Here is a 19,819-nt window from a genome sequence, read left to right on the forward strand (position 1 = left end):
TATAGCTTACTGCCTCCTTTCAACATTCTGAGGGGGCAGTATTAACTATCACCAAGGAAGGAGAAAAGCAAGATGGCCCATTTTATATTGACACGTCTTTGGCAAAGTGTTGTATTGCTCGCGATAGTAACTGTTATTACTTTCTTTTTAATGAACCTTGCTCCCGGTGGTCCTTCTTCCATGATGAGGATGGATGCAACAGAAGCAGAAAGAGAAGCGATTGCAGAGCAGCTCGGCTTAAATGAACCTGTTATTGTCCGTTATGGTGCCTGGGTCGTTGATGCTCTTCAAGGTGATTTTGGTATTTCTTTATCCAGCGGTGAGCCTGTAATCGACCGTATCATTGATCGTTTCCCGCATACCTTTAAATTAGCTTTGTGGACAGTGTTTTTCTCAGTGGTTATAGGGATTTTGTTTGGGATACTATCTGCTCGAAACAGAAATACGTGGCGGGACCATACCATAAATTTCACAAGTGTCATAGGTTTATCTGTTCCATCCTTCTGGCTGGCTATTATGTTTATCTTGCTGTTTTCTGTACAGCTGCAATGGCTGCCATCATCCGGTGTAGGCAGTGGTTCTTTTGCTGATGAAATTAAATCGATGATCATGCCTGTTATCATTCTGTCGACTGCAACACTTCCAACCATAGTCCGTTTTACCAGATCTTCTATGCTGGAAGTCATCTCTCAAAACTTTATACGTACTGCAAGAGCAAAGGGAGCGAAAGAAAAGACAGTCATTTATATTCATGGATTAAGAAATGCCCTGATTCCTGTTATCTCCATCATTGGAGTATTGATTCCGCGATTATTGAGTGGAACGGTTATTGTCGAGTCTGTCTTCGGTTGGCCAGGGATGGGAAGGCTGATTGTAGAGGCTGCTCAGGGGAGAGATTATAACCTTGTAATGGGAGTGACAGTTGTCGTGACTGCTCTTGTTATACTCTCAAACTTTGTCGTTGACATTATTTATTCCCGAGTAGACCCACGAGTGAAAAATATGTGAAAAGGCAGGTGAAAAGAGATGAATGGAGCAGTAAAAACCACAACTATTAAAGGGGCGCCTTTGTCATCTGGAAAGGAAAGTAAGTTATCGAACTTTTTTCATCAGTTAATGAAGAATAAAGTGGCTTGGTTCTCCTTCTGGTTCTTGATCCTTGCCCATTTACTAGTATTTGTTGGACCACTGGTTTGGAGGATCAGTCCTGAAGCGATAGATCCTATAAACGCATTTGCCATCTGGACTGCGGCTCACCCGTTAGGAACCGATGATATGGGCCGGGATGTCTTAAGCCGTATGCTCTATGGCGGCCAAGTTACACTGCTCGTCGGTTTTGGTTCAATGGTTTTTACAGTCTTAATCGGTGGTCTGATAGGAGCGGTTGCCGGTTTTTTTGGAGGCTGGATTGATAGTGTGCTTATGCGGTTTACGGAAGCTATGATGTCAGTGCCGAACTTCTTCCTTGCACTGGTTGCCTTGACGGTTCTCGGGAAAAGTCCTTGGATGGTCATTATTGTTATTGCCTTTACATCATGGATGGAAATTGCAAGGGTCGTTTACGGCGAGACATTAAAATGGAAAGCAAATGAGTTTGTGGAAGCCTCAATGGCGATGGGATCATCCTCCATCCGTACCCTCATCCGCCACGTAGTCCCGCAAGTGATACCTACCATTATAGTGGCAAGTACTTTGGGGATTGCCTGGGCCATCCTTACGGAGAGTGCAATTAGTTATCTTGGTTTAGGTATCCAGCCGCCGACTTCTACATGGGGAAATATGCTCCAGAATGCTCAGCAATACATTTGGACATCGCCTATCCTGGGGGTATTGCCTGGAGTAGCCATTACCCTGGTAGTGCTGGCTTATAATTTTTTGGGAGATGGCCTGAGAGATATCCTTGATCCAAAGCATGTGAAGAAATAAAGAGAATGAGGTGGAGAATATGAAAAAGGTCATAAATGGTTGTGAAATGTATTACGAAGTCTTAGGTAATCCTGAAAACGAAACAATATTCTTTGTTCATGGAGGACCTGGATTGGGTGATTGCAGGGGAGATCTAAATACTTTTCAAGATCTATCTGATAGTTTTCAGCTTGTGTTTATGGATATGAGAGGGTCGGGGAGGTCGGCAGATGTACCGCCATATACTCATGAGCAATGGGTGGATGACTTAAATGAATTGCGGAATCAGTTGGGTGTGGAAGAAATTATTCTTCATGGAGCGTCTTATGGCGGTTTTATCGTGCAAGAGTTTGCCTTGAGATATCCTGAACATACTAAAGCCATCCTTCTTAATGTTACGGCAGCGGATAATGACCACCATCATCTTGCAATTGATAATGCATTAAGAAGTAATCTTTCGGGGATTGATGAAGAAGGTCTTACCCGCTTATTTGAAGGTTATGTAAAATCTAATAAGGACTTTAAAGCGCTCTACCAAGCTATCCTGCCTTTATATACGATGGAACAAGACCTGGAAGCCCAAAAACAGAAGCTTGATCAAATATTCTATCACTATCAAACTCATAATGATGCGTTCCATCAAAATTTAAAGCATTTCGATTTGAAACCAAAACTCCACAACATCAAAGTTCCTGTAATGGTGACGGCCGGGGAACGTGACTGGATCTGTCCGCCGGTATGTTCAGAGGATATTGTGTCACGGATCCCACAGGCAAAATATGTCCTATTTAAAGAGTATGGACATTCCTTGGTACGTGAACAAGGGGATAAATATAAGGGTCTCTTGCGTCAATTTCTAAATGAGGAAATAACAGAGCCAAAGACGCTTGTATAGTAATAGAATAAAAGGAGGAATAGTATGAAGGTGAAATTAAATGGTTGTGAGATTTACTATGAGGTTCACGGTACCCCGGATAAAGAAACAATTTTTATCATCCATGGAGGGCCGGGGATGAGCGACTGCAGAGGAGATGTCCATTCCTTTAAGGCGCTGGCAGATGAATATCAATTGGTCTTCCTCGACAACCGAGGGTCAGGGCGATCGGAAGAAGTGCCTCCATATACTCATGAACAATGGACAGCAGATATTGACGCCTTAAGAGCGTACCTCGGAATTGAGAAAATTACTATTCTAGGAGGGAGCTACGGCGGATATCTATCCTTGGAGTATGTATTGAGATATCCAGAACGGGTAAACAGGGTTATTCTAAGAGATACGGCAGCTAATGATAGATATACGGATCTATCGATGCAAAAAGCATTAGACAGCAAGCTGCCAGGGATCAATGAGGAGATGCTGGAACGCTTATTCACTGGCAAAGTTTGTTCTAATGAAGAGTTCCGTGAAATGATCAAAGCGATCCTTCCCCTCTATACAGTCAAATTTGATGAAGCTAAGGCGAATGAAAAGCTGGATAATATCTTTTTCCACTATCAAACCCACAATTATGCCTTCAGTGTGAATAAGCAAAGCTATGATGTCTCCGGCAGGCTTGGTGAAATAAAGGTGCCTGTGTTAATTACGGTGGGAGTACATGACTGGGTTACACCGGTTGAATGCTCTGATGAACTGGCAGCGGGAATCCCGATTAATCAATATGTAAAGTTTCAAAACAGCGGGCACTCTCCTCAAATCGAAGAAAATGAGAAGTTCCTAAAGCTGATCAGGGATTTCTTGAAAACTCCTATTAATGCAACTGCATAACTAGATTCAAGAGAACAGGAGACTGTTCTCTTTTTTTCTTGAATAAAAGTTTCCAAATCTAATTCTACCAATTAGTCAGGATGAAATTATAGTTAAGATTAAAGCAGGGTGCAGGAAAGCCAGACGTGTTTAAAGGCATTTCAACGACAATCGATAAAGGGGAAGTCGTGGCGATTATCGGACCTTCCGGATCTGGAGATCTGGAAAATCGACAAGCCTTTCTGAGAAAGCCCATGACTATCCAAACAGGCTTTCAGGAGGGCAAAGACAGCGTGTCGCCATAGCCCGGGCATTAGCCATGAAGCCTGAAGTGATGCTGTTCGATGAGCCGACGTCAGATCCCTAAAAAGAAAGCCTGACGAATTAAATTCGTCAGGCTTGCCTGGAGATCAATCTTAGTTATTTTTCCCCTTACCTTTACCTTTACCTTTACCTTTCTTATCTTTCTTATCTTTCTTATCTTTGCCTTTCTTGTCCTTAGTAATGACTTCATATGAGAAGTCTACTGGGCTTTTATCGGAAGCCGGTGCTGCATAAGTCGTGATCATATAGTTGTTTCCGTCTTTGAATAACTGGCGAAGCTGTAATGCATCCTCTTCGGTTACATTGAACGGCTCTACATGATGGACCTTGTATTTTGTTTTAGCACCTTTTCCTTTGCCGACTGTGCGCTCATTAATGAAAGTTACTGTATACTCTACAAACTTTCCAAGCAGCTCATTCTGGGATAAGAAATCGTCTGCGGAGCTGCCGTCATTCGAATAGCCGATTTCAGGGATTTTGATATTATCGATGAACCAGCCAGTATCATTGTAGCCCCAGTCAGTTAAATAACGGAATGAAACGTGTACTTTCTGGCCTGCATACTCAGAAAGGTCAAAGCTTTCATTCTGCCACTCTTCAGAATGGCCTGTGAATCCAGGAACGTTCTCCTTGATTTTAGGGTAGCCTTCCTCTACAACATCTGAGCGGGTATTTTCGTTTTCAAGGCTGTTCCAGCTTTGTCCGCCATCGGTAGAAACCTGAACAACTCCGAAATCCCACTGTTCTTCGATATCGATGAAATTTTCGAATTGTAGAGTAGCTGTATCGACGTTAGAAAGGTCTGCTTCAAAAATTAAAGCATTATCCGCTTCGTCTCCTTCATTGCCCCATAACACTTGGTTGCCGCTTCTTAAAGGATCTGCAACACTTTCCCAAGGGATAGGCAGGAAGTCTACGCCATCAAAGGTAATCTTGTCGACTTTCTCTTGGAAATCAAGTTCTTTAAAGTCACCGCCCCATGCAGGTACGCCTTCTTTTTCAAACGTTAAGGCTTTTTCATAATCCACAGTAAAGCCGCGTTTTGTTCCTTCATTATCAATCTCTAAATCTCTTAAATCAATGCTGTCAAAATCGTACTTGCCGCCTGTACCGTCATCTAAGGCAAGGGCTGTAATGAACTGATTGTACAGCTCCGTGAAATCCATTTTAATATTGCTATCAGCAAGGGCATTGTTTACACCATCCAGCCCTGTGTCTTCACTTAAAGCCAATTCCCGAACGAATTCTTTACCAAATTTATCATATAGGTAAAGCGTGAACAGATATACCTGTCCATAATCTGCAATCGTTTCAGGTCCGGTTTCTGTTACTCGGTGCTCATCCCAGTTAACAAGGGAATTTTCCGGGTGATCCAGGTAGAAGTTGATGGAACCTTCTCCATGACCATATCCACCAAGGTATTCAGAGAATGTTGACATCCCTTCATTAATCCAAGTTTCTTCAGCCCCATCATTATCCGCATGGATCAAATGCTGGAGTTCGTGGATTGTCGTTGCATAAAAAGTATTTTCCAGGCGGGTTTCCCAGCTGTTGGTATCAATAGTAATAATGTTTCTATCAATATAGTTCTCCAGTGTCTGCCAGAAGAACCCTGCTACGAAGAATGGATAAGATGGGTCATAGTAGCCATCATCTTTAATGTTGTCTACAAGCATGATAACCTTGTCACTGCCTTCATAGTAATCTTCAGGAAGACCGACCATTCCTGGAAGAGGTGAGTTTGAACCATCAAGTTCATCAGGTGTGCCGAAGAATTCTGTTGCAACAGGATACATATTACTGTCAAATTCCGCTGCTAACTTATCAACCTGTTCTTGAGTCACCACATGGGCAGGGCGGGTATCTCCTTCAGGGAAGGAAAGGTCATTCGCCACCCAGATCTCTACGTTTTCTCCAACACTTCGAAGAGTAAATTCCTTGAAGGCTAAGTCGCGGTCCAAAAATAGCTTAGTGCCGCCATTGTATGTAAACGTAGAGTCTGCAGTGCTATCTTCTGTCACTTCTGTTTCATCCAGGTTGATTTGTCCAGCCTGGTCTTTGATTTTTTGTTCTGCTTGTCTAATAAAAGAATCGCTTTCCGAAAGTTTATTCAATTGACCGTCTATGTCAATCTTGTCACCATAACGTTCTATATTCCAATTTGGTGAAGTTTGTGCTTTAACGGTGCTTGTCCCTCCGACAGTTGGGATAGCAAGGGATAATGCAAGAGTACTAGTAGTTAAAATGGATAATAGCTTTTTCTTTTTCAATTAACATTTCTCCTCTCAAGAAAAATTGTTGGCAGATTATAATACTCCTTTCCAAGATTAGGGACTAATAACGATTGGGGAAAACAAAAGTCCCATAATTAGTATAATTCTGAATATATAGAAAGTTTGTCGGAATTTCAACTTAATGCCTAACTAATTTTATCGGAATTTGCAAAAAGGGGTAAATAGTTCTAATGATTTTCAAAATAAAGGAAGAAACACCCAGACGGTTAGAGATTCTAGTGGTGACAGTCACTACTAGAAAAATATTGTTTGACACTATGTTTCACGGCGAGGGGTTAATAAGAATGCGGAAAGAAAGCCTACAAAATCAACAAAGAGAGGGAGAATTATAAGTAATTATAAAACTTATTGCATAATTACTCATTTGTGTTAAAATACATTTTATCGAATAAATATTAATTTTACTTAGGGGGAGATTAGGAAATGAAAAAGGTATTGGCAGGTTTAATGGCAGTTGTGGTGGCAGGTTCATTGGCGGCTTGCGGGACATCAGAAACGAACGGAGAGGAACAAAAGAAGATCGTAATGGGGACATCAGCTGACTTCCCGCCATTTGAAACGCATGATAACAGCGGAGAAATCGTTGGCTTTGATATTGATTTGGCGAAGTACATAACAGAGGAACTTGGTTATGTACTTGAAATCAAAGATATGAATTTTGACGGACTGATCGGAGCGCTGCAGGCTGATACCGTTGATTTCGTTGCATCGGGAATGTCTGCTACTGATAAGCGTAAAGAAAATGTGGACTTTTCAGTTGAATATCACCGTTCCGGGGAGATGTTCATCACTTTGCCAGGTTCAGAGGTTGTGAGTATGGATGACTTAGACGGCAAGAAAATCGGTGTGCAATTGGGAACGATTCAGGATGAGGGGGCTAAAAAGCTGGCCGAGACGATTGATATCGAAGTAAAGGCTTTGGATAAAGTTCCAGCACTGATCCAGGAATTGAAGTCGAAGCGAATTGATTCTGTATACCTTGATAAGACGGTAGCGGAAGGGTATATCGATGAGCTTGGATTGAAAGGGTTTGATGATGAAAGTTCTGTATCCCCAGGGATGGCGGTTGCTTTTCCAAAGGACAGCGATATCGTGGAAGATTTTAATGAAGTGATTGAAGAAATGAAAGAAAATGGCGAGCTTGATAAATTGAAAGAGAAGTGGCTGGAAGAATAAATATACAGAAAAGCGGCTGAGAAATAATATACAGGAAATGAGGTGCAGGCATGGATTTGGATTTTCTCCGGATCGTGCCTTCTATTCCTTTTATACTGAACGGGATATGGGTGACACTCCTATTCGTATTGGTTTCAGGAATTGTAGGTTTTATCATTGGTACGATTTTATCATTATTCAAGATTGGCAGAGTGAAAGTTTTAAAATGGTTTGCAGATGCATATACATCCATTTTTCGCGGTACACCGTTAATTTTACAATTGATGCTGATTTATTTTGCAACCCCGCAGCTGACGGGGTATGACATTCCGCCGTTTTTGGCCGGGATGCTGGCGTTCGGGTTGAATTCAGGGGCTTATATATCTGAAATCATCCGCGCCGGGATACAGGCCGTGGATAAAGGACAGCGGGAAGCGGCTGAAGCATTAGCGATTCCATACCGTCCGATGATGAAGGATATCATTTTACCGCAGGCATTAAAAAATATACTTCCTGCTTTGATGAATGAATATATTACATTGACAAAAGAATCTGCGATTGTTTCGACGATCGGATTTTTAGATATTATGAGGCGGTCGCAAATCGTCAGCGCCAATACGTATACCGCGTTTGAACCACTGATTTTTGCCGGGTTCATCTATTATGTATTGGTGATGTGCCTGACCCTGCTCGGAAGACAATTGGAAAGGAGGTTGCGCCGGAGTGAGTAAACATTATATTAAAGTGAAGGATCTTCATAAGACGTATGGAAAACTAGAGGTATTGAAAGGCATTTCAACGACAATCGAAAAAGGGGAAGTGGTGGCGATCATCGGACCTTCAGGATCTGGGAAATCGACATTATTGCGTTGTTTGAATCTGCTGGAAACCCCTACTGGCGGAGAGGTATGGATTGGTGATGAGGAGATAACGGATCGAAGGACGGATATTATGAAGGTCCGCCAGAATGTTGGAATGGTTTTTCAACACTTTAACCTGTTTCCCCATAAAACCGTTCTTGAGAATGTAGTTTATGGGCCGATGGTGGTCAAGGGTGAGGCAGACTGGGAAGCAGAGGAACATGCGTTGAAGCTGTTAAAATCTGTTGATCTTTCTGAGAAAGCCCATGATTACCCAAACAGGCTGTCAGGCGGGCAAAAACAGCGTGTTGCCATCGCCCGGGCACTGGCCATGAAGCCTGAAGTGATGCTGTTCGATGAACCAACGTCAGCGCTCGACCCGGAAATGATTAAAGAGGTGTTGGATGTCGTGAAGTCACTCGCGCACACCGGGATGACGATGGCGATCGTCACACACGAAATGGGATTCGCCAAAGAGGTGGCGGACCGAATCCTGTTCTTGGACGGCGGAGTATTGCTCGAGGATGTACACCCTGAACAATTCTTCAACAGTCCGAAAAGCACGCGGGCCAAAGAGTTTTTGGAAAAGGTGCTTTAATACGGTGAAGCACTAAGAGGGACTGTCCCTCTTAGTGCGGTAGTGTGTTAAAGTGCGCTTGAATATTTTGTGAGTGAGGTTGAGTTAATGAATCCATTTAAGCAGCAGATTATTGATGAGATTGATGATTTACAGGAAGTTTTTAAGGAGATTAGCATTTATATTGGGGAGAATCCGGAGCTTGGACATGAGGAGTTTAAGGCGAGCAAGGTGCTTTCTGATGCTCTTAGGGATCATGGATTCGATTTAGAAATGGAAATTTGTGATTTGCCGACTGCTTTCAGAGCGGTGTTTGACAGCGGGAAGGCAGGACCGGCAGTCGGGTTGATGGCCGAGTACGACGCGTTGCCGGATGTCGGCCATGCCTGCGGACATAATTTGATTGGGACGATGGGGATTGCAGCCGGGATTGGTCTGAGCAAAGTGATCCATGAAACCGGCGGCAAAGTGATTGTTTACGGAACACCTGCTGAAGAAACACGCGGAGGAAAAGTCACGATGGCAGAAGCGGGTGTATTTAATGAACTGGATGTCGCGCTGATGGTCCATCCCCTCCACAGCTATGTGAAAAGCGGTTCATCCTTAGCCATGGATGCGATTCAGTTTGAGTTTTTCGGTAAGACGACCCACGCTGCCGCCAGTCCTCAGGAAGGCATCAATGCTTTGGATGCGGTCATTCAAACCTTCAACAGCATCAATGCTCTCCGTCAGCATATCCTGCCGAGTGCGAGAATCCATGGCATCATCACAGAGGGCGGAAAAGCGGCCAATGTCACGCCGGATTATGCGGTTGCCCAGTTCTATGTTCGCGGAGCAACCCGAGCGTATGTGAATGAGCTGACCGCAAAGGTGAAGAAGTGTGCGGAGGGGGCGGCTCTCCAAACAGGTGCCAAACTGAAGTCCTCCTATTATGAATTTTCCTATGATGACATGATCACGAACTCAGCATTGTCGGATGCTTTTACAAAAGAACTGGTCACGCTAGGGGTAAAGGAAAGTGAAATCCTTGAACAGCGCGACGGCAGCGGGTCGCTGGATATGGGGAATGTCAGCCAGGTTGTGCCGTCCATACACCCGTATATTAAAATTACCGATGAAGCCCATGCCTGCCACACCCATGAATTTCGTGAAGCGGCAATGAGCGGCCAGGCAAGGGATGCCATGATTCTCGGTGCCAAGGCGATGGCTTTGACAGGGTTAGAAGTGGTGGTAAATGAAAACCTGCTGGAAAAGATCAAGGAAGAGTTTTCTTTAACCAGAGATGCACCCTGTAGTATAGAATGATTTTCTGTTTATAATAGCTTGATTAGGGAGTAATCCCGGTATTATAGAATGGTTTTCTGTTTATAATAGCGTGATTAGGGAGTAATCCCAGTATTATAGAATGGTTTTCTGTTTATAATAGTGTGATTAAGGCATACAACCATCGATAGTACCCTGCCATGGCTTGTGATCTGCACTAGGATGTTATAATCTTGTCTGCTAAGCTCAGAAATTTTCTCTCCCATTGTAAAACCATTAGAATAAAGCCCGGCATACAGGAAACTCTAACTAGGTACAACAAGTAAAGGAGGGAAAGGTATGCCGGAAAACCGCAATAAACGCGAACCTGACCAGCAGCAGGAAAAAGTGATCAAAGCACAGAATCAGGCAGGACAATTTTCCAAAGCAGATACAGAGTTCTCTTTGGATGAAGACGTTCAGAAAGCAGTTGCCAAAAGCCAACAGTATCAGGCGCAGAACCAGCAGCCGACTTACGAACCTGACAAGCCCTTCTAAAAAAACCACCCGCCCTCATTTTGGGCAGGTGGTTTTTTTAGGCCGCCATCTAAGTGAAATGTTATAATACTCTAAGTAATCGGATTCTTAATTTAGCAAAAATGATAGATGATTTTTTACATAGAGTATGAAGGAGTCGATGCTAAGTGAACCAAATGGACTTTCAATATCATCCCTATTCATCCAGGAGAAATACGGTGTTTTCAAAGAAGGGGATGGTCGCCACTTCCCAACCGCTTGCATCCCAGGCAGGACTGGAGATACTCCAAAAGGGAGGCAATGCGGTTGATGCAGCGATTGCGACCGCTGCTGCCCTCACGGTTGTCGAACCGACCTCCAACGGAATCGGGGGCGATGCCTTTGCCCTGGTCTGGATGAAGGATAAGCTTCACGGCTTGAACGCAAGCGGGCCGTCTCCACAATCAATATCAATTGAAAAAGTGAAAGAACGCGGACATGAGAGCATGCCGACCTATGGAATGATCCCTATCACCGTTCCCGGCGTCCCATCTGCATGGACGGAGCTATCCAAAAAGTTCGGAAAACTGCCTTTGACGGAGGTACTTGCTCCAGCTATCCGATTGGCAGAGGAAGGGTACCCGCTCACGCCTACTTTGGGGAAATACTGGTCAATCGCTTATGACAAATTCAAGGACATATTTACAGGGGAAGTGTTCAAGCCCTGGTTTGATATCTTTGCACCGAAAGGAAGAGCGCCTTCAATCGGGGAAGTGTGGTCATCAAAGAACCATGCGGCCACATTAAAAGAAATTGCGGAAACCAAAGGTGAAAGTTTTTATCGAGGAAGTCTTGCTGAGAAAATCGCATCCTATATTCAAAAATACGATGGTTTTTTATCAAAAGAAGATTTACAGAGTTATCGCGCCGAATGGGTGGATCCTATTAAGACGGATTACCGCGGCTATGATGTGTGGGAAATTCCTCCGAATGGACAAGGGATGGTTGCTTTGATGGCTTTGAATATTGCAAAAGGGTTCACGTTCAACGAGAAGGATAGTGCCGATACATACCATAAGCAAATTGAAGCAATGAAGCTTGCGTTTACAGATGGGAAAGCGTTCATTACCGAAAAAGATGAAATGCCGGTTTCAGCAGAGGATCTTTTATCCGAGGACTATGCGAATAACCGAAGAGCCCTCATAGGGGAACAAGCGCTCAACCCCCAACCAATCGACCTTCCTAAAAGCGGGACGGTGTACTTGGCAGCAGCCGATGATGAAGGGAACATGGTGTCATACATACAAAGCAACTATTTTGACTTCGGGTCCGGCATTGTTATCCCTGAGACCGGAATCGTCCTGCAGAACCGCGGCCGTGATTTTTCCTTGAACCCGGGTCACCCAAATGCACTAAAGCCTGGCAAACAAACCTACCATACTATCATTCCGGGATTTTTAACAAAAGAGGGAAAAGCAGTCGGACCATTTGGCGTCATGGGAGGCTACATGCAGCCTCAAGGCCATCTTCAGGTGTTGAGCAATACGATTGATTTTCACCTTAATCCCCAGGCTGCATTGGATGCACCAAGGTGGCAGTGGCTTGAAGGGAAAAAAGTTCTGGTGGAACGCAGCTTCCCCGAACATATCGCTCATGCTTTAATCCGGAAAGGCCATGACATACACACGGCCACGGATGAAGATAAGTTCGGCAGAGGCCAAATTATTTGGAGAGATCCTGATTCAGGTGTGCTGATCGGCGGGACCGAATCACGTACGGATGGTTCAATCGCAGCATGGTAAATTCAGAAAAAGAGGTGAAAAGACCTTGAAGCAATGGCATTTATTCTTAGCGTTTTTTCGTGTGGGAATTCTGGGATACGGTGGAGGACCCGCGTCCATTCCGCTTGTACATAAAGAGGTCGTAGAAAAATATAAATGGCTGGATGATGATGATTTTGCCGATATTCTTGCACTCGGCAATGCCCTCCCCGGACCGATTGCGACAAAAATGGCAGGGTACATTGGCTGGAGGGTTGGCGGTTTCCTTGGGATGATTAATGCGGTATTTGCCGTGGTGATCCCGACTGTCCTGATGATGATCCTTCTCTTGACCGTATTGAATGCTTATAAAGATAAAGCGTGGGTGCAGGGGATGGCGAACGCAGTCGTTCCGGTGGTCGGTGTGATGCTGGGCGTCCTTACTTGGGATTTTATCAAAAAATCTAAAGGGCCACTCGGCTGGTCGGCAACAGTCGGCCTCCTGATTGGAAGCTTGGTCATCATTGAATTCCTTGGTATTCACCCGGCAATTGTGATCGGGGCTCTGCTCGTTTATGCCTTGCTTGGTAAAACAAAAGGGGAGGCGAAAGCAACATGATTTACTGGGAAATCTTTTTAGCTTTCTTTATCCCCGGTATCTTAGGGTATGGGGGCGGACCAGCCTCGATTCCGCTCGTAGAGAATGAAGTTGTCGACCGCTACGGGTGGCTGACCGTTAATGAATTCAGTGAAGTGCTGGCGCTTGCCAATGGACTTCCCGGCCCGATTGCCACTAAGATGGCAGGGTATATTGGGTATACAGAAGGTGGCATCCTCGGCAGTATCGTCGGAGTGTTCGCCACCGTTGCCCCTTCATTGATCCTGATGATCGTGCTGCTCGGCCTGCTGATGAAATTCAAGAGTTCTCCAAAGGTTAAACTGATGACCAATCTTGTAAAACCGACCATTGCCGTTCTTCTCGGAGTCATGACCTGGGGATTCATCTCTAATTCATATGAAGGAGTCGGCTTGTGGCAGACGATTTTCCTGGCGGCTGGAAGTTATATACTGCTTGAAAAGATGAAAATTCATCCGGTTTATGTAATCGGTGGGGCTTTAGTATACGGGGCGGTATTTCTCGCTTGATGGTGACAGTCATGCCCAGACGAATAACCAATAGAAAAATCCAAGCCGTTTCTGGCTTGGATTTTTTGTTATAGACAGCACTTCTTATATTTCTTTCCGCTGCCGCAGGGGCAGGGATCGTTCCGTCCGATTTTCTCTTCTTTAACGATTGGCGATAAGGCGTTTTGAATTTTTTTCTCTTTTTCAACCAGGTTCCTTTTCATTTCGAAAATCCCCGGATGGTTGATTCCGTTGAGAACCAGATTCGCATAAAAGGACTCTTCAAGATCAACCATGACACTGTCATAGCCCTTCTCTAATTGTTTTTCAACAAGGGGAATAGCCTCAACAGACAAGTGCTGGCACAGAGCATCCGCAATAATTGTCTGTATCGATACATCATCTGTCTTCTGCAAAAGCCTTTTAAGCGCTTGTTCTGCTTCATCTGATTTTATTTTTGCCAACACATCAAGGCTATATATGAACGTGCCTTCATCAAGGGCAATTTTTTCTACTTCACGAACAACCTCATCTGTACCGATTTTTATAAGAGCAGAAGAGATTTCTTCCAAGGCTTCGTCACCATCATCCCTGATGAGCAAGCTTATCAGGTCGGGAATAGTGGACTCTGCCCTGAGTTGTCCGGCCATATAAATTTGAAACAAGCCGATGGATGGCATGAATGAATACTCAAGGATTTCTTTCATCGCATTCTCTGCTTCCCACTCCTCGATAACGCCTCTGTCAATCAATTCATTAACGACGCGTTTGCCCATTTGGAAGAGGGAGTGGTCATACAATCCATTATCCAGGTTGTTCGCAATACCGACGAGTTTTAAGAAGAGGCCCTCTTCATCCAAATCTGCGAGAAGCTTTAACTCTTTATAGAATTCAATCCCCAAATATGGTTCCAGATTGTTCTGATATTTCAAGAGCACTCGGGTATCGGCATTCTTCAATAAATGGAGATACCATTCTTTGTTTATCTTATCATTCGCCACTCTGGAGATAAGCTCAAGTACTCCGTCCTCATCCACAGGCAAAAAGCCAATATGAGGCAAGATAGAGGTTGGAAAAATAGTGGGAAGTTTCCGGTCATATGCTTCCAGGGCTGTAAATAGCGTTTTGGGAGTCGCCAGATGGCTGTCCTGCAGAATGGAAACGGCATAATGCTGGATAAAGGGGTCCTCGCTTAACAATCCAGATTCAATTCTATGTAAAAAAGTAGTCATATAAAAACCCTTTCAGATTCATTTTCCTTCATTGTATAGTAGTCGCAATAGGATGTCACTCTCTGAGGGAGATGTCGATTATTCGCCAAGGTATTATCCTTTTATTTTACATTTGTGGAAATTATAATAGAGTGTAAAGGAGGTGTCTTGGATAATGGTCACTTCGAACCTCATGTGAATGCCCCTATCCCTCGTTTTTTTGCCACAGAAAATAATTTGTTAATAGAAAGGAAGAATCTACCTTGCCCAAAGCTTACCTCGTCAACACAAACAAATCCCAAAATCCCCATAATGAACCCGAAATGCTGGAAGAACAGAAAGTCGCCGCCTATTACTCCCCATGGAAATACCTCATCAACCATATTGAAGCCAATGACATGGTCTACCTGTACAGCAATGGAAACGGCATTATTGCCCGCGGCTTTGGTTCAGGAATCATTGAAAAAGCAGGAGAGGATGACTTGGAGCACAACATGCCTCTTCTTCAGTTTGAACAATTGGATGAGCCGCTGCCGCCGTCTGCTATCGTCCAGATTGCACAAGGAGTAACAGATGAAAATTACCGGATTAAATGGAATCAGACGTTGATTCCTTTGCAGCCTTTTATCGGAGAGGAAATCTGGAGGTATATTACGAAAAATAATATTTAACGCATCCTGAAAATTTGCTTTTCTCTGAAGGCTGTTCGAAAATGAGAAGCAAAGGAGGAATGTCCAAATGAAACTGAAAGATAAAAAAGTCCTTCAGCTTGTCAGTGATGACTTTGAGGATCTGGAGCTATGGTATCCGGTCCTGCGCTTAAAAGAAGAGGGTGCGATTGTGCATCTTGCCGGTGAACAGAAGGATCACCAATATACCGGTAAATATGGTGTGCCGGCTGTCTCGGATGTTTCGTTTAAAGACGTGGATCCTGATGGTTATGATGCCTTGCTCGTACCGGGCGGCTGGTCTCCGGATAAGCTTAGAAGGTATGAAGAAGTGATTTCAATAGTGAAGAGAATGAACGATCAGAACAAACCAATCGGGCAGATATGCCATGCTGGATGGGTACTTATTTCAGCGAAAATCCTTGACGGTAAAAAAGTAACCAGTACACCAGGGATTAAAGATGATATGGAAAATGCAGGTGCCACTTGGGTAGATGAGCCGTCCATCATTGATGGCAACATTATCTCGAGCAGAAGGCCGCCTGATTTGCCGGATTATTTGAGAGATTTTATCAGTGTTTTAGCTAAATAAATGGAAAAGACGAGTCCGGTGGGAAAACTGGACTCGTCTTTTTGTTATTTTTTGGATAGTTTTAATATATCGGTTTCTGCTTGAAAGAGCCTTCTGTTCAAAACTTCTGACTGGGAATCGATTTTAGTGTGGAATGTCTTTAGGAGAGCGATGACATCTTCGTTTTGATTGGATTCTATTCGCTTGACCGTTTCCTTGATCTCACCTTGGCCTGTTTCAAGCTTGGCCAGACGGCGGTCGATACTGTCGAATCTTCTGTCTTGCCTATCAAATTTTTCGTCATGTGAATCAAAACGTTTGTCCTGGGCATCCATTCGAGCGTCAAATTTAGCCTCTTGTTTATTGAATCTTGCAGTGAATTTAGCGTCTTGTTCATCGAATTTTGCACTGAATTTGGCATATTGTTCATCGAATCTTGCAGTGAATTTGGCGTCTTGTTCATCAAGTCTTGCTGTGAATTTAGCGTCTTGTTCATCAAATCTTGCGTTGAACTTTTCATCTTGTTTATCCATACGGTCATTGAAATTTCGTTCTTGCTCATCAAACCGTTCATCGATTTTATCTAACTTATTCAGTATTTCTTTTAAGGTCTCGTCCACGATTATCACCTCTTTTAAAGAGTATATCCCTTTCCGGCTTCGATTCCAAACTCGAAAATTTTGTAAGCTGTGAGGGTGAAGCATTCTACTTCCTGCTCGTTGAAGTCTCTCCTGGCGTCTTGGGCCATCGCATCCAGTCTTTCTTTTACTTCTAGTGAAATGTTTTCCTTCATAAAATCATTCAGCAAGTTGGCTTGTTTATAAAGGGAGAACATGAAGCCGTCTACGAAGAGGTTTAATCCGTAATGCTCAATGAATTTGTAGTGGAATGGGGATTCAAACAGGGGTTCCAGGTTCTGAAGCTTTTTTTCAAAATGGGCTTCTTCATACAAGATTTCGAGGGTATCAGGGATGCGTTCCATGTAAAACATACAAATATCTTCCTTGATCCGATCTCGTTTTTCCATCAATTCTTCATTCAATAGGGTTTGTTTTTTAGTGGTAGATTTCATGTAGGACCTCCAATTCTTTTTTTACCCGGGGCTGGGTTGGCTGGGGACTGGCAGATTTGAATGAATTTCCTTTTTTCACCTCCTGTTCCTATTCTATCATTAAATATATTTTTAAAAAGGAAAATTTTCCGAAAAATCACGATACTTTTTGTTATTATTAGTAGTAATAAGATTATTAAGGGTGTGGCTGAATGACAACAACTTCTGAATCGCTTGCAATGTTTTTGGATGAGAATTTCCAGGAATTTTTACAAACCTGGAGAAATAGAGTGGTAGTGGCGGAAGATGATAAATATAGAGAAGAAGTCGTGAAGAATGGAATTGGGATGTACAAGCTTGTCAGAAGGGCGATTGCCAGTCCGCTTAGTGAAGAGGAAATCAAGGTGCTGGCTGAAAAAGTTGCTGAGGAACGTGTGGAAGCCAATACGAATATCAGTGAGTTTGTTTACAATGTAAATGTGGGAAGAAGCGAGATTATTAGGTGGGTGAGCAGTTCTGGTATCAAGATCGAGGAACTGCATCCTTTTATCGAAGAAATCAACAGTGTTTTCGATCGTTTTTCCTATTTTGCTGTGCGTTTTTATACCGAGTTGAAAGATAAAGCATTAAAGGAAAAAGATCTTTATATTGATCAGACTCATAAAGAAAGGCTGACGATTCTGGGGCAGATGAGCTCGAGTTTTGTACATGAGTTCAGAAATCCTTTGACCTCCATCATTGGCTTTACCAAGCTGTTGAAAAATGATTATCCGGACTTGCCATACTTGGAAGTGATGGGCCATGAACTGGATCAGTTAAATTACCGGATTTCTCAATTTCTGCATGTCTCGAGAAAAGAAATCATTGAGAGCAAGAAAGAGAAGTTCCTTGTTTTTACAATGTTAAGCGAGTTGATAGAGTTTCTCTATCCAAGTCTGGTGGATGGGGATGTATCAATTAAATCTCATCTGGATTCCAATGTGTATATTCAAGGGAATAAAGAGGAGCTGAGGCAGGTTTTCTTGAATTTAATTATGAATTCCATTGATGCCTTGCAGCAGGTAAAAGGGGAAAGAAAGATAACGCTGAGCTGTAATTTAGTTGATGAAAACATTGAGATAGAAGTTTCTAATAATGGGCCGGAAATAGGAGCAGAGGCAGTGGACGCTATCTTTGAGCCGTTTTATACAACGAAGGAGCTTGGGACGGGGATCGGTCTGTATATCTGCCGCAAGCTGGTCGAAAAGCATGGGGGTGGTATCGATTGCACTTCAACGGCTGAACTTACCACCTTTACAGTGAGGATCCCAATGGCAAAAGGAGAGACTTTGACGGGAATGCTGCTTTAATCCTTTAACGCGCTAAGAGGGACTGTCCCTTTTTCTGCTTTAAAGGGTTAAAGTGAACGAAGACCATTGCTATCAATAATTGTCAATGATGATGAGACGGGAGTTGATTCATGTTGCGGTTATTGATAGTTTTTTTGTATTTAATCGTATTGGTGGCTTTAACTTGTACGTCGAGTTTTACTGATTTTTTAGACCATCAGCAGGTGAGGTTTATATTTGATTCTGATCCAGACACTATGAGTTTTTGAGTGTGCTATATTACGGTGAAGCGGGAAAGGGGACAGTCCCTTTTCTTGCACTACCGCGTTACCGCACTAAGAGGGCCTGGCTCTCTTAGTGCGGTGGTGCGCCAAAGCGCATTTGAAAAAAGTTACAGTTATTAGTCGAATTTGCCTGTAAAAATGATAAAATAGTCATTATATTGAGATTTTTTAATTTGGGAGGAAACGTAATGAATTCGGAGTTGAATAAGCCAAAGGGTTTTGGCCAGATTTTGGATCAGACATTTAGATTGAGCAAGAACAAGTTTATGGACTTTTTCTTGGTTTTCCTGATTTTGCTTGGGCCGATTTATTTGCTTCAAGCGCTGTTTGAGTTAATGGCAGGAACAAGTTTTTTCAGAGAAGTAGGCCCGGGGAATACCTGGTTTGAACAGATCCTGACAAGTTTTGAAGGCACGGCTGAAACGGAGCCGATGAATGCAGGAAGCATTGGAGCAGGAATTGCCTCTGGTTTGCTGGGCATTGTAAGTACGGTTTTCTCGCTGGTAGCAAGTGCTGCTGTATTATTCGGAGTGAACCATATCAGAAAGGGTGAGGATTTTACCGTAGGACAGATCATCAAGCAGGGATTCTCACGTTTCTGGCCGCTGGTTGGAAGCAGTATTGTGTTTGGATTGATTCTGTTTGGGATCATCGTCGTTCCATTATTCATCTTTGGCATCAGCGGAGTGTTTGTTGCCGGATTCTCAGGTCTTATGACAGGAGAATCGCTTGCGGGTTCAATCGTCACCATCTTGATTATGCTTCTGGTGCTACTGGCTGCAGCGGTTGGAATCGGCTATTTGGTCACGCGCTGGAGTTTTTACCTTGGAGTGGTGGCGATTGATAAAGATGCGCCGGGGATTGGCACGAGCTGGAATCTAACAAAAGGCCGCGGCTGGCTTGCGTTTGGTGTGTATCTTGTCCTCTTATTACTGACAGGAGTCATTACGACAGCCTTTGAATTTGTCCTGGGCGCAACCTTGGGGCTCAGCGTCCTGTTCACCTTGATTCTTAATCTTGTCACAATAGCTACATCCGTTTTTACATCCGTTGGTTTTGCTGTCATGTTCTTTGACCTGAAAGCAAGGAACGACGCGGAAGACCTGCAGGAAATGATTGAAGAATATAAAGAAGATTAATAGTTTGGCAGAAAAGAGTGCCTGGTACAAAACGAAGGAGTTGTACCAGGCAACATTGCTGCAAA

The 19,819-nt window shown here is 43.5% G+C and carries 20 protein-coding genes and 1 pseudogene; 17 read left to right on the plus strand and 4 right to left on the minus strand.

Features of this window, described 5'->3' with window-relative positions; translation table 11 throughout:
- The first annotated feature begins 72 nt into the window (after positions 1–72).
- The 5 genes and pseudogenes from M1E09_RS01495 to M1E09_RS01515 all read left to right on the plus strand — a co-directional run.
- A complete protein-coding gene (locus M1E09_RS01495) occupies positions 73–1,008 on the plus strand; it encodes an ABC transporter permease (RefSeq protein ID WP_456273143.1) in 936 nt (311 codons plus the stop codon).
- A gap of 18 nt (positions 1,009–1,026) precedes the next feature.
- On the plus strand, positions 1,027–1,926 hold the full coding sequence (locus M1E09_RS01500) for an ABC transporter permease (RefSeq protein ID WP_456273144.1): 900 nt from the start codon (positions 1,027–1,029) through the stop codon (positions 1,924–1,926).
- A gap of 19 nt (positions 1,927–1,945) precedes the next feature.
- Complete coding sequence (locus tag M1E09_RS01505) at positions 1,946–2,800, plus strand: alpha/beta fold hydrolase (protein WP_456273145.1); 855 nt, start codon at positions 1,946–1,948, stop codon at positions 2,798–2,800.
- Between the two features lie 24 nt (positions 2,801–2,824).
- On the plus strand, positions 2,825–3,670 hold the full coding sequence (locus M1E09_RS01510) for an alpha/beta fold hydrolase (RefSeq protein WP_456273146.1): 846 nt from the start codon (positions 2,825–2,827) through the stop codon (positions 3,668–3,670).
- A 226-nt stretch (positions 3,671–3,896) separates the two neighbouring features.
- Positions 3,897–4,007, plus strand: a pseudogene (locus M1E09_RS01515) (ATP-binding cassette domain-containing protein); the annotation flags it as partial.
- 58 nt (positions 4,008–4,065) lie between these two features.
- Here M1E09_RS01515 and M1E09_RS01520 read toward each other — a convergent pair.
- Positions 4,066–6,243: a peptidase M6 gene (locus tag M1E09_RS01520; RefSeq protein WP_456273147.1), complete on the minus strand. Its 2,178-nt coding sequence runs from the start codon at positions 6,241–6,243 to the stop codon at positions 4,066–4,068.
- A gap of 447 nt (positions 6,244–6,690) precedes the next feature.
- On the opposite strand from M1E09_RS01520, the gene M1E09_RS01525 reads away from it, so the two are divergent.
- The 8 genes from M1E09_RS01525 to M1E09_RS01560 all read left to right on the plus strand — a co-directional run bounded on the left by M1E09_RS01525 (position 6,691) and on the right by M1E09_RS01560 (position 13,523).
- A complete protein-coding gene (locus tag M1E09_RS01525; RefSeq protein WP_456273148.1) occupies positions 6,691–7,443 on the plus strand; it encodes a transporter substrate-binding domain-containing protein in 753 nt (250 codons plus the stop codon).
- Between the two features lie 50 nt (positions 7,444–7,493).
- Positions 7,494–8,153 carry an amino acid ABC transporter permease gene (locus M1E09_RS01530; RefSeq protein WP_456273149.1) on the plus strand — a complete coding sequence of 220 codons (660 nt, stop codon included), beginning with the start codon at positions 7,494–7,496 and terminating at the stop codon, positions 8,151–8,153.
- Complete coding sequence (locus M1E09_RS01535; RefSeq protein ID WP_456273150.1) at positions 8,146–8,880, plus strand: amino acid ABC transporter ATP-binding protein; 735 nt, start codon at positions 8,146–8,148, stop codon at positions 8,878–8,880. The genes M1E09_RS01530 and M1E09_RS01535 overlap by 8 nt, the downstream gene beginning before the upstream one ends.
- Positions 8,881–8,967: 87 nt before the next feature.
- Positions 8,968–10,164 carry a M20 family metallopeptidase gene (locus tag M1E09_RS01540; RefSeq protein WP_456273151.1) on the plus strand — a complete coding sequence of 399 codons (1,197 nt, stop codon included), beginning with the start codon at positions 8,968–8,970 and terminating at the stop codon, positions 10,162–10,164.
- A 297-nt stretch (positions 10,165–10,461) separates the two neighbouring features.
- Entirely contained in the window at positions 10,462–10,659 is a 198-nt protein-coding gene (locus M1E09_RS01545; protein ID WP_456273152.1) for a hypothetical protein, read from the plus strand.
- A 155-nt stretch (positions 10,660–10,814) separates the two neighbouring features.
- Positions 10,815–12,419 carry a gamma-glutamyltransferase gene (gene ggt, locus M1E09_RS01550; protein WP_456274867.1) on the plus strand — a complete coding sequence of 535 codons (1,605 nt, stop codon included), beginning with the start codon at positions 10,815–10,817 and terminating at the stop codon, positions 12,417–12,419.
- A 25-nt stretch (positions 12,420–12,444) separates the two neighbouring features.
- Positions 12,445–12,996, plus strand: a complete 552-nt coding sequence (locus M1E09_RS01555) for a chromate transporter (protein WP_456273153.1) — start codon at positions 12,445–12,447, stop codon at positions 12,994–12,996.
- A complete protein-coding gene (locus tag M1E09_RS01560; RefSeq protein ID WP_456273154.1) occupies positions 12,993–13,523 on the plus strand; it encodes a chromate transporter in 531 nt (176 codons plus the stop codon). The genes M1E09_RS01555 and M1E09_RS01560 overlap by 4 nt, the downstream gene beginning before the upstream one ends.
- 68 nt (positions 13,524–13,591) lie before the next feature.
- Here the strand turns inward: M1E09_RS01560 and M1E09_RS01565 are convergent, their stop codons facing one another.
- Complete coding sequence (locus M1E09_RS01565; protein ID WP_456273155.1) at positions 13,592–14,734, minus strand: SEC-C metal-binding domain-containing protein; 1,143 nt, start codon at positions 14,732–14,734, stop codon at positions 13,592–13,594.
- Positions 14,735–14,976: 242 nt separating this feature from the next.
- Here M1E09_RS01565 and M1E09_RS01570 point away from each other — a divergent pair, with 242 nt between their 5' ends.
- Both M1E09_RS01570 and M1E09_RS01575 read left to right on the plus strand, forming a co-directional pair.
- Positions 14,977–15,384, plus strand: coding sequence for a hypothetical protein (locus M1E09_RS01570; protein ID WP_456273156.1), 408 nt, complete (start codon positions 14,977–14,979; stop codon positions 15,382–15,384).
- A gap of 67 nt (positions 15,385–15,451) precedes the next feature.
- Positions 15,452–15,973, plus strand: a complete 522-nt coding sequence (locus tag M1E09_RS01575) for a type 1 glutamine amidotransferase domain-containing protein (protein WP_456273157.1) — start codon at positions 15,452–15,454, stop codon at positions 15,971–15,973.
- A gap of 44 nt (positions 15,974–16,017) precedes the next feature.
- Here M1E09_RS01575 and M1E09_RS01580 read toward each other — a convergent pair whose 3' ends face one another.
- Together M1E09_RS01580 and M1E09_RS01585 are read right to left on the minus strand one after the other, a co-directional pair.
- Complete coding sequence (locus M1E09_RS01580; RefSeq protein WP_456273158.1) at positions 16,018–16,572, minus strand: hypothetical protein; 555 nt, start codon at positions 16,570–16,572, stop codon at positions 16,018–16,020.
- Positions 16,573–16,586: 14 nt separating this feature from the next.
- Positions 16,587–17,024: a hypothetical protein gene (locus M1E09_RS01585; RefSeq protein WP_456273159.1), complete on the minus strand. Its 438-nt coding sequence runs from the start codon at positions 17,022–17,024 to the stop codon at positions 16,587–16,589.
- Positions 17,025–17,215: 191 nt separating this feature from the next.
- Here M1E09_RS01585 and M1E09_RS01590 point away from each other — a divergent pair, with 191 nt between their 5' ends.
- Positions 17,216–18,352 carry a sensor histidine kinase gene (locus M1E09_RS01590; RefSeq protein ID WP_456273160.1) on the plus strand — a complete coding sequence of 379 codons (1,137 nt, stop codon included), beginning with the start codon at positions 17,216–17,218 and terminating at the stop codon, positions 18,350–18,352.
- A 451-nt stretch (positions 18,353–18,803) separates the two neighbouring features.
- A complete protein-coding gene (locus tag M1E09_RS01595) occupies positions 18,804–19,754 on the plus strand; it encodes a hypothetical protein (protein ID WP_456273161.1) in 951 nt (316 codons plus the stop codon).
- Positions 19,755–19,819: the final 65 nt, after the last annotated feature.

Source organism: Bacillus sp. AK031 (assembly GCF_053903065.1).

Excerpts from the sequence above, each read along its gene's own strand:
- ggt (WP_456274867.1), top strand. The coding sequence starts at position 10,815 with ATGGACTTTCAATATCATCCCTATTCATCCAGGAGAAATACGGTGTTT.
- M1E09_RS01505 (WP_456273145.1), top strand. The coding sequence starts at position 1,946 with ATGAAAAAGGTCATAAATGGTTGTGAAATGTATTACGAAGTCTTAGGT.
- M1E09_RS01595 (WP_456273161.1), top strand. The coding sequence starts at position 18,804 with ATGAATTCGGAGTTGAATAAGCCAAAGGGTTTTGGCCAGATTTTGGAT.
- M1E09_RS01500 (WP_456273144.1), top strand. The coding sequence starts at position 1,027 with ATGAATGGAGCAGTAAAAACCACAACTATTAAAGGGGCGCCTTTGTCA.
- M1E09_RS01540 (WP_456273151.1), top strand. The coding sequence starts at position 8,968 with ATGAATCCATTTAAGCAGCAGATTATTGATGAGATTGATGATTTACAG.
- M1E09_RS01575 (WP_456273157.1), top strand. The coding sequence starts at position 15,452 with ATGAAACTGAAAGATAAAAAAGTCCTTCAGCTTGTCAGTGATGACTTT.
- M1E09_RS01565 (WP_456273155.1), bottom strand. The coding sequence starts at position 14,734 with ATGACTACTTTTTTACATAGAATTGAATCTGGATTGTTAAGCGAGGAC.
- M1E09_RS01560 (WP_456273154.1), top strand. The coding sequence starts at position 12,993 with ATGATTTACTGGGAAATCTTTTTAGCTTTCTTTATCCCCGGTATCTTA.
- M1E09_RS01545 (WP_456273152.1), top strand. The coding sequence starts at position 10,462 with ATGCCGGAAAACCGCAATAAACGCGAACCTGACCAGCAGCAGGAAAAA.
- M1E09_RS01510 (WP_456273146.1), top strand. The coding sequence starts at position 2,825 with ATGAAGGTGAAATTAAATGGTTGTGAGATTTACTATGAGGTTCACGGT.
- M1E09_RS01590 (WP_456273160.1), top strand. The coding sequence starts at position 17,216 with ATGACAACAACTTCTGAATCGCTTGCAATGTTTTTGGATGAGAATTTC.
- M1E09_RS01530 (WP_456273149.1), top strand. The coding sequence starts at position 7,494 with ATGGATTTGGATTTTCTCCGGATCGTGCCTTCTATTCCTTTTATACTG.
- M1E09_RS01585 (WP_456273159.1), bottom strand. The coding sequence starts at position 17,024 with ATGAAATCTACCACTAAAAAACAAACCCTATTGAATGAAGAATTGATG.
- M1E09_RS01525 (WP_456273148.1), top strand. The coding sequence starts at position 6,691 with ATGAAAAAGGTATTGGCAGGTTTAATGGCAGTTGTGGTGGCAGGTTCA.
- M1E09_RS01495 (WP_456273143.1), top strand. The coding sequence starts at position 73 with ATGGCCCATTTTATATTGACACGTCTTTGGCAAAGTGTTGTATTGCTC.